The following is a 7,793-nucleotide window of genomic DNA, read 5'->3' on the forward strand; positions in this document are numbered from 1 at the left end:
CCGCCCGAACACGGCGCCGAGGTAGCCCGCCTCGGTGCCCGCCACGTGCTTCACCAGGCCGAGGAGGTTCGTGCCCGTCGAGACCAGCGGCCGCCGCACGTCGTACTCGTCGAGCCCGTCGAGCTTCTGCAGCAGGGCGTCGCGCCCCTCCTGCAGGTAGCGGAGGAGGGTCTGCTTCGCGTCGTCGCTCATCCCCCCAGCCTGCCGCGCCCGCCCGAGCCGCGCCAGAGCGGTGCCGGAGCCGCGCCGTGCCCAGACCGCAGGAAGGATCGCCCCGCGGGCACCGGGATCCGCGGATCCACGGCCCGCCGGAGCGATCCTTCCAGCGTTGTCCACGGGGTCAGGCCGGGACGCCCGCTCCCGCCCGCTGGACCCGAGTGCCGACGAGGCGCTGCGAGGAGGCGTCGACAGCGGCGGCCGCGCCGACCAGCTCGAGCGCCGCCTCCGTCTCGCGGGTCGCGCAGTCCGGGCCCACCCACAGCTCGACGCGGCCGGGCTCGACGATCCGCACGCCCTCGCGTCCGGTGAAGGCCAGGCGCGCGGCCGGGACCTCGAAGCGGACCTCCGCCTCCTCGCCGGGCTCGAGCGCGACCCGCGCGTAGCCGAGCAGCTGCGCCACCGGCCGGGTCACGCTCGCGAACACGTCGCGGGCGTACAGCTGCACCAGGTCGGTGCCCGCCCGCTCGCCCGTGTTGCGCACGCGCACGGTCGCCGTGAAGGAGCCGTCCGTCGGGGCGGACTCGTCGACCGCCAGCTCCGTCCGGGCGAAGGCCGTGTACGAGAGGCCGTGGCCGAACGGCCGCACCGGCGTGCTGTCGGCGGAGGTCACGTCCGACGGCCCGCCGAGGATCGGGTGCAGGTACGAGAACGGCTGCGCTCCGGCGGAGCGCGGCAGCGAGACCGGCAGGTGGCCGGAGGGGTCGACCCGTCCCGAGACGACGCCCGCGATCGCGCCGGCGCCCTCCTCCCCCGGGAAGAACGCCTGCAGCACGGCGGCGGGAGCCGACGGCCCGTCGAGCGCCCAGCCCACGGCGTAGGGGCGGCCGGTCAGCAGCACGAGCACGACCGGGGTCCCCGTCGCCACGACGGCCTCGACCAGCTCGCGCTGGCGGCCCGGGAGCTCGAGGCTCTCGACGTCGTTGCCCTCGCCGACCGTGCCGCGGCCGAACAGACCCGCCCGGTCGCCGACGACCACGATCGCCACGTCGGAGTCGGCGGCCGCCCGGACCGCCTCGGCGATCCCGGAGGCGTCGTCCCCCTCGACCGAGCAGCCCTCGGCGAGCAGCAGCTCGGCCGAGCCGAACTCGTCGGCCAGCGCGTCCGCGACCGTCGGGATCTCGAAGCCCAGCGGCACGCCCGGGTGGTGCGCCAGCACGTGGTTGGCGAAGGAGTAGCAGCCCATGAGCGCGGGCGCGCTGTCGGCGTTGGGACCGATCAGCGCGAGGCGGCGCGGCGCGGCGAGCGGCAGGACGCCGTCGTTCGCGAGCAGCACCACCGACTCCTCGGCCAGGCGGCGGGCGATGTCGCGGTGGGCCGGCGAGTCGAGGTCGATCGACTCGGGGGCGTCGTCGAAGCGCGCGTCGAGCAGGCCGAGCCGCTCCTTCTGCGCGAGCACCCGCAGCACGGCCCGGTCGACGAGCGCCTCGTCGGCCTCCCCGGCCCGGATGCGCGCGGCCAGCGGAACGAGGAACGCGTCGCCCGTGGGCAGCTCCACGTCGATCCCCGCGGCGAGCGCCAGCTCGGCCGCCTCGCCCAGGTCGGCGGCGACCGCGTGCATGAGGTGGAGGAACGCGACCGAGAAGTAGTCGGCGACGACCACGCCGTCGAAGCCCCAGCGCTCGCGCAGCACGCCCGTGAGGTAGGCGGGCGTCGCTCCGACCGGGTCCCCGTCGATCTCGGCGTAGGAGTTCATCACCGAGCGGGCGCCCCCGTCGCGGATCGCCATCTCGAACGGCGGCAGCAGCACGTCCGCGATCTCGCGCGGTCCGGCGTGCACCGGCGCGTGGTTGCGGCCGCCGCGGGAGGCGGAGTAGCCGATGAAGTGCTTCAGCGTCGCGTCGACGCCGGTGGACTGCAGCCCCTGCACGTACGCGGTGCCGATCGTGCCGACGACGTACGGGTCCTCGGCGATGCACTCGTCGACCCGGCCCCAGCGGGGGTCGCGGATCACGTCGAGCACGGGCGCCAGACCCTGGTGGATCCCGAGCTCGCGCATCGAGCCGCCGATCACGGCGCCGAGCTCGGCGACGAGCTCCGGGTCGAACGAGGCTCCCCAGGCGAGCGGAGTCGGGAACGTCGCGGCCTGCCACGCGGCGAGCCCGGTCAGGCACTCCTCGTGGACGATCGCCGGGATGCCCAGCCGCGTCTCCTCGACGAGCCGGCGCTGCTCCGCCCACAGCCACTGAGCGCGCTCGAGCGGATCGACGGGGCGCGTGCCGTAGACGCGGGTCAGCTGGCCGATCCCCTCGCGGGTCGCCTCGGCGTACCCGGTCGAGGTGGCCATCTCGCCGGCGAGCGGGGCGACGACCTCGCCGCCCTGGTCGACCCAGTAGCCGACCAGCTGGGAGAGCTTCTCCTCCAGCGTCATCCGGCCCAGCAGCTCGGTGGTGCGGGCGGACGGGGCCTGGGGGTCCTCTGGTGCGTGCGGTGCGGTCACGGTGCGACCCTCTCTGCGGGTGGGGCGACGGGCGCGGACGGGACGGGGGACGCGGCGGACGGGCGGAGCGATCCGCTCATCCCTTCACCGCCCCCGTCAGCCCGCCGACGATGCGGCGCTCGAAGACGCTGAAGAAGATCAGCGCCGGGATCATCGACAGCGACACGAAGGCGAGCACCTTCGCCGTGTCGACCGAGTACTGCGACGAGAACGCCTGGACTCCGAGCGGGAGCGTGAAGGTGGACTCGTTGTTGAGGATGAACAGGGGCAGCAGGTAGCTGTTCCAGCTCGCGATGAACGCGAGGATCCCCGTGGTGATCACGCCGGGCATCGCCAGGCGCACGACCATCCGGAAGAAGAAGCCGATCCGGCTGCAGCCGTCGATGAAGGCCGCCTCCTGGATCTCGTCCGGGATCGCGCGGAGGAACGGCACCAGGATGATGATCGTCGTCGGCAGGCCGAACGCGATCTGCGGCAGCACCACTCCGGCGAGCGAGTTCATCAGGCCGAGGCTCTTGATCACCAGGTAGAGAGGAGTGATCGCCACGGTCATCGGGAACATCAGGCCGGCGGCGAAGAGCGCGTAGAACACGCCGCGTCCGGTGAAGTCGTAGCGGGCCAGGACGTAGCTCGCCATCAGGCCGAGCACGACCACGCCGAGCGTCGTCGCGAGGCCGGCGATGGTGGAGTTGCCGACCTCCTGCCAGAAGACTCCGCCGGTGATCACGTCGAGGTAGTTCTGCACGTTCCACGGCGAGGGCAGGCCCGCCGGGTCGGTGGTGATCTGCGCGTTCGTGCGGAAGCCGCCGAGGATGATGTACGCCACCGGGGCGAGCATCAGCGCGATCACGACGATCGCCACGACGTAGGCGATCGTGGTGCCGCGGCCCAGGGGCTGCCGGCGCCGCTTCACCGCGAGAGGCCGAGGGGTCTCCGGAGTGATCGGCGGGGCCGTCATCGTCGTGCCGGTCATCGCTTGTCTCCCGTCAGTGCGCCCGCCGTGTCGCGCCGGAGCACGAAGCGCTGGTAGAGCAGCGCCACCACGAGCGAGATCAGGAACAGGACCACCGCGACGGCGTTCCCGTACCCGTAGTTGCCGGCATTGCGGCCGTTGGTGACCAGGTAGATCGCCATGGTCGAGGTGCCCGCGGTCGAGGACACGTACTGGCCCCAGATGATGTAGACGAGGTCGAACAGCTGCAGTGCGCCGATGATCGACAGGAACGCCCAGATCCGCAGGGTCGGCGCGAGCAGGGGCAGGGTGATCCGCCGCTGCACCTGCCAGTAGGAGGCGCCGTCGATGGCCGCGGCCTCGGACAGCTCCTCGGGGATGCCCTGCAGACCCGCGAGGAAGAGGATCACGGCGAAGCCGATGTACTTCCACGTGATGATCAGCATCAGCGTCCAGATCGCGATCGCCGGATCCGAGAGCCAGTCCTGCTTCAGCGCGCCGAGGCCGACCTTCTCGAGCAGGCCGTTGACCGCGCCGCTGGTCTGGAGCATCAGGCTCCAGCCGGTGCCGACGACGACCTCCGAGATCACGTACGGCACGAAGATCAGGACGCGGATGATCGACTGCCCGCGCAGCTTGCGGTTCAGCAGCAGCGCCAGGAGGATCGCGACCGGCCCCTGGAGCACGAGCGAGAGCACCACGATGATGCCGTTGTGCGCGAGGGCGTCGTGGAAGGTGGGGTCCTGCAGGATCGTCAGGTAGTTGCGGAAGCCGACGAAGTCCGTCGGCACTCCGTAGCCCTGCCAGCTGAAGAAGCCGTAGTAGGCCGCCATCACGACAGGGAAGATCACGAAGGCGAGGAAGACGATCAGCGCCGGGCCGACCAGGAGCGCGATCTCGAAGCGCCCCGCCCAGCCCACGCTGCGGCGGCGCCGGCGCACCGGAGGCGTCGAGGTGACGCCTCCGGTGCGCGCGGTCCCGCGGGGCTCATCCACTCCGAGGAGCGGGCTCTCGCGGAGTGCCATGGTGGCTAGGCCTTCGCCGCGGCGGCGTTGACGGCCTCGACCAGCTGCTCGGGGTCGCTCTTGCCGGCCAGCAGGTCGACGACTCCGACGTTCAGCGCGTTGCCGACGTTGAGGCCGTAGACGGTGTCGAGCCACTGCGAGACGTACGGGGCCGAGTTGTAGGCCTCGAGGATCTGCTGCAGGTACGGCTCGGTGACCGCCTCCTGCGCCACGGTGTTCACCGGGGGCGCGTTGAAGGCCGCGTAGTACTCCTTCTGCACGTCGGAGGTGGCCAGGTAGTTGAGGAAGTCGACGCACTCGTCGGGAGCGCCCGCGGAGCAGGAGTAGCCGTCGACACCGCCCATGATCGCGCCGGCCTCGCCGTCGCCGCCGTCGATCTCGGGGAACGGGAACCAGCCCAGGTCGGGCAGCGGCTTCTCGTCGGGGGTGAGGGAGGCGATCACGCCGGGGTTCCACGCGCCCATGAGCTCCATCGACGCCTGGTGGTTGGCGAGGAGTCCGGCCGAGCTGCCCGCGCCCTGCTGGGCGGCGGTGGTGAGGAAGCCCTCGTTGAACGGCTCGGTGGCCGAGAAGTCCTGCAGGTCCTCGCCCGCGCGGACCCAGCAGTCGTCCGAGAAGTCCTTGGTGTCGGCCGCCTCGGCCATGGTGTCGGCGCTGCACTCGCGGAGCGCGAAGAAGTAGTACCAGTGCGCGGCGGGCCAGGCGTCCTTCGCGCCGAGCGCGACGGCCTGGGCTCCGCTGCCCTTGATCTTCGTGATCGCCGAGTCGAGCTCGTCGATGGTCTTCGGCGTCTCGGTGACGCCCGCCGCCGTGAAGAGGTCCTGGCTGTAGAACAGGCCGCCCGGGAGGACGGCGACCGGCATCGCCCAGACCTTGTCGTCGAGCGTGTTCGCCGAGAACGAGCCCTCGGGGATCTCGCTGCGCGCCTGGTCCGAGATGCCGCCGGTGAGGTCCTTCAGCTGTCCGCCCGCGACCATGGCGGCGAGCTTGCCGCCTCCGCGCTGGAGGAAGACGTCGGGGGCGTCGCCCGAGTTGAGCGCCGTCTGGAGCTTGCCGTCGAGATCCTCGTTCTGGATGGCCTGCGACTCGATGGTCACTCCGGGGTTCGCTGCCTCGAAGTCCGCGATCGTCTTGTCCCAGAACTCCTGGCCGGGGCCCGTGGTCGAGTTCTGCCAGAGGGTCATCGCGACGGTGCCGTCGCTCGATCCCGAGTCCTGGGCCGAGCAGCCGGTGAGGGCCGCGACCGTGCCGAGCAGGGCTGCTGTCGCCACTGCGATCTTCCTGAACTTCATCGTCCAACCGTTCTCTTCATCGAGGGCGCCGCCTGGTGCACCGGCGCCGTGGGGGGTTCCCGCCTTCGCGGGTGGAGTCAGTGTCCGCAGTGCTTGCGAAAGTGGTCAAACGTTTTCGAAATGGTTTTCGAAGCACGGGTTACAGTCGGCCACATGACCACCCGACCGACCATCCACGACGTCGCCGCTGCCGCCGGCGTCTCGGTGGCGACGGTGTCCAAGGCCGTGAACGGCCGCTACGGCATCGCCCCCTCCACCGCCACCCGCGTGCTCGAGGTCGTGCGCGAGCTCGGCTACGAGTCGAGCCTCGTCGCGAGCAGCATGCGCTCCCGGCGCACGGGCGTGATCGGCGTGCTCGTCGCGGGGTTCGAGCCGTTCAGCGCCGAGATCCTGAAGGGCGTGGGGTCGGTGCTGGCGGAGTCGAGGTTCGACCTGCTCGCCTACTCCGGCTCCCACGAGGGCGAGCAGGAGGGCTGGGAGCGGCGCTCGCTCAGCCGGCTCAGCGGCACCCTCATCGACGGGGCGATCATGGTCACGCCGAGCGTGGTGAGCGCGCCCTCCGACATCCCGCTCGTCGCTGTGGATCCGCACACCGGCCGCGCCGACCTGCCGACCGTCGAGTCTGACAACTTCGGCGGCGCCCTGCTCGCCACCCGCCACCTCGTCGCCCTCGGGCACCGCCGCATCGGCTTCGTCGCGGGCCGCGGCGACCTGCGCTCGGCGCGGCTGCGCGAGGCCGGCTACCGGGCGGCGCTGGCGGAGGCCGGCATCGCCTTCGACGAGCGCCTGCTGCGGGTGGGCAACTACCACCGCGACACCGCCCGGCGGCCCGCCTCCTCGCTCCTGTCGCTGCCCGACCGCCCGACCGCGGTCTTCGCCGCCAACGACGTCTCGGCGCTGGCGATCATCGAGACCGCCGCGCACCTGGGCCTCGCCGTGCCCCACGACCTGTCGGTGATCGGCTTCGACGACGTGCCCGAGGCCGCGCGCTTCGATCCGCCGCTGACCACCGTCCGCCAGCCGATGCAGACGCTCGGAGCGACCGCCGCCGAGATGCTGATCGCCCTGATGGCCGGGCGCGAGCCGCGCTCGCTGCACGTGCAGCTGCCGACGCAGCTCGTCCGCCGCGCGACGACGGGACCGCCGGCATGAGCGGCGACGGGACCGCCGGCAGGGGCGACGAGCTGGAGGACGACGGCCCGACCGCGGTGCACGCCGCCCTCTTCGACGCGCTGGAGCTGGTGGACCTGCCCGCGCTCGAGGCGCTGCTCGACGAGCGCTTCGTGATCGAGCACCCGACCGGCCTGGTGCAGTCGCGGGAGGAGTGGCTCGCCGACATCGACGAGGCGCGCAAGGAGTACCACGAGATCGACCACGTCGAGAGCGCCCTCTCGGGCGGCGCCGCGCACCCGGTGCTCACCTCCCGCACCATCACCGAGGCGACCATCGGCCGCCTGCACGCGACCTGGCGGCTCCAGCTGACGAGCCGCCTCGTCCGCCGCGACGAGGGGTGGGTGATCACGCGGACCGTGGTGACGAGCTGGTGAGGCGGGCGGACCGGCGCGTCCGTGGCCGGCTGCGGGCGCGGCGGGCAGGATCGACACCGTGCTCCTCCAGGTCGTGACCCGCTCCGCCCGCCCGGCCGCCGAGATGTTCGACCGGGCGCGCGACATCGACCTGCACACCGCCTCGCAGGCCGGCGCTCGCGAGCGCGCGGTCTCCGGGACGACCACCGGGCTGATCGGCCTGGGCGAGCACGTGACCTGGAGCGCCCGGCACTTCGGCGTCCCGCTCCGGCTGACCAGCACCGTCACCGCGCTCGACGCCCCGCACTCCTTCGTCGACGAGCAGACCCGCGGGCCCTTCGC

Annotated in this window: 7 protein-coding genes and 1 pseudogene; 3 read left to right on the top strand and 5 right to left on the bottom strand. The window is 72.3% G+C overall.

The window, feature by feature from the left end:
* The 5 genes from C5D09_RS16665 to C5D09_RS16685 form a co-directional block, all read right to left on the bottom strand.
* The coding region (locus tag C5D09_RS16665) for a DUF664 domain-containing protein (RefSeq protein ID WP_146085669.1) at positions 1 to 192 on the bottom strand (192 nt) is incomplete at its 3' end.
* 148 nt (positions 193 to 340) lie between these two features.
* Positions 341 to 2,587: a glycoside hydrolase family 3 N-terminal domain-containing protein gene (locus C5D09_RS16670; protein ID WP_104248072.1), complete on the bottom strand. Its 2,247-nt coding sequence runs from the start codon at positions 2,585 to 2,587 to the stop codon at positions 341 to 343.
* Between the two features lie 145 nt (positions 2,588 to 2,732).
* Positions 2,733 to 3,629 carry a carbohydrate ABC transporter permease gene (locus tag C5D09_RS16675; protein WP_104224899.1) on the bottom strand — a complete coding sequence of 299 codons (897 nt, stop codon included), beginning with the start codon at positions 3,627 to 3,629 and terminating at the stop codon, positions 2,733 to 2,735.
* Complete coding sequence (locus tag C5D09_RS16680; protein ID WP_104226347.1) at positions 3,626 to 4,633, bottom strand: carbohydrate ABC transporter permease; 1,008 nt, start codon at positions 4,631 to 4,633, stop codon at positions 3,626 to 3,628. Before C5D09_RS16680 ends, C5D09_RS16675 begins: the two co-directional genes overlap by 4 nt.
* A 5-nt stretch (positions 4,634 to 4,638) precedes the next feature.
* Entirely contained in the window at positions 4,639 to 5,925 is a 1,287-nt protein-coding gene (locus C5D09_RS16685) for an ABC transporter substrate-binding protein (protein ID WP_104269817.1), read from the bottom strand.
* A 153-nt stretch (positions 5,926 to 6,078) separates the two neighbouring features.
* On the opposite strand from C5D09_RS16685, the gene C5D09_RS16690 reads away from it, so the two are divergent.
* The 3 genes and pseudogenes from C5D09_RS16690 to C5D09_RS17645 form a co-directional block, all read left to right on the top strand.
* Positions 6,079 to 7,077, top strand: a complete 999-nt coding sequence (locus C5D09_RS16690; RefSeq protein ID WP_104224902.1) for a LacI family DNA-binding transcriptional regulator — start codon at positions 6,079 to 6,081, stop codon at positions 7,075 to 7,077.
* Positions 7,074 to 7,472, top strand: a complete 399-nt coding sequence (locus C5D09_RS16695) for a nuclear transport factor 2 family protein (protein WP_104234103.1) — start codon at positions 7,074 to 7,076, stop codon at positions 7,470 to 7,472. Before C5D09_RS16690 ends, C5D09_RS16695 begins: the two co-directional genes overlap by 4 nt.
* A gap of 58 nt (positions 7,473 to 7,530) precedes the next feature.
* A pseudogene (locus C5D09_RS17645) lies at positions 7,531 to 7,793 on the top strand (cyclase); the annotation flags it as partial.

It is taken from the genome of Rathayibacter sp. AY1C9 (assembly GCF_002932315.1).
In the GTDB taxonomy this organism is placed as follows: Bacteria; Actinomycetota; Actinomycetes; order Actinomycetales; family Microbacteriaceae; genus Rathayibacter.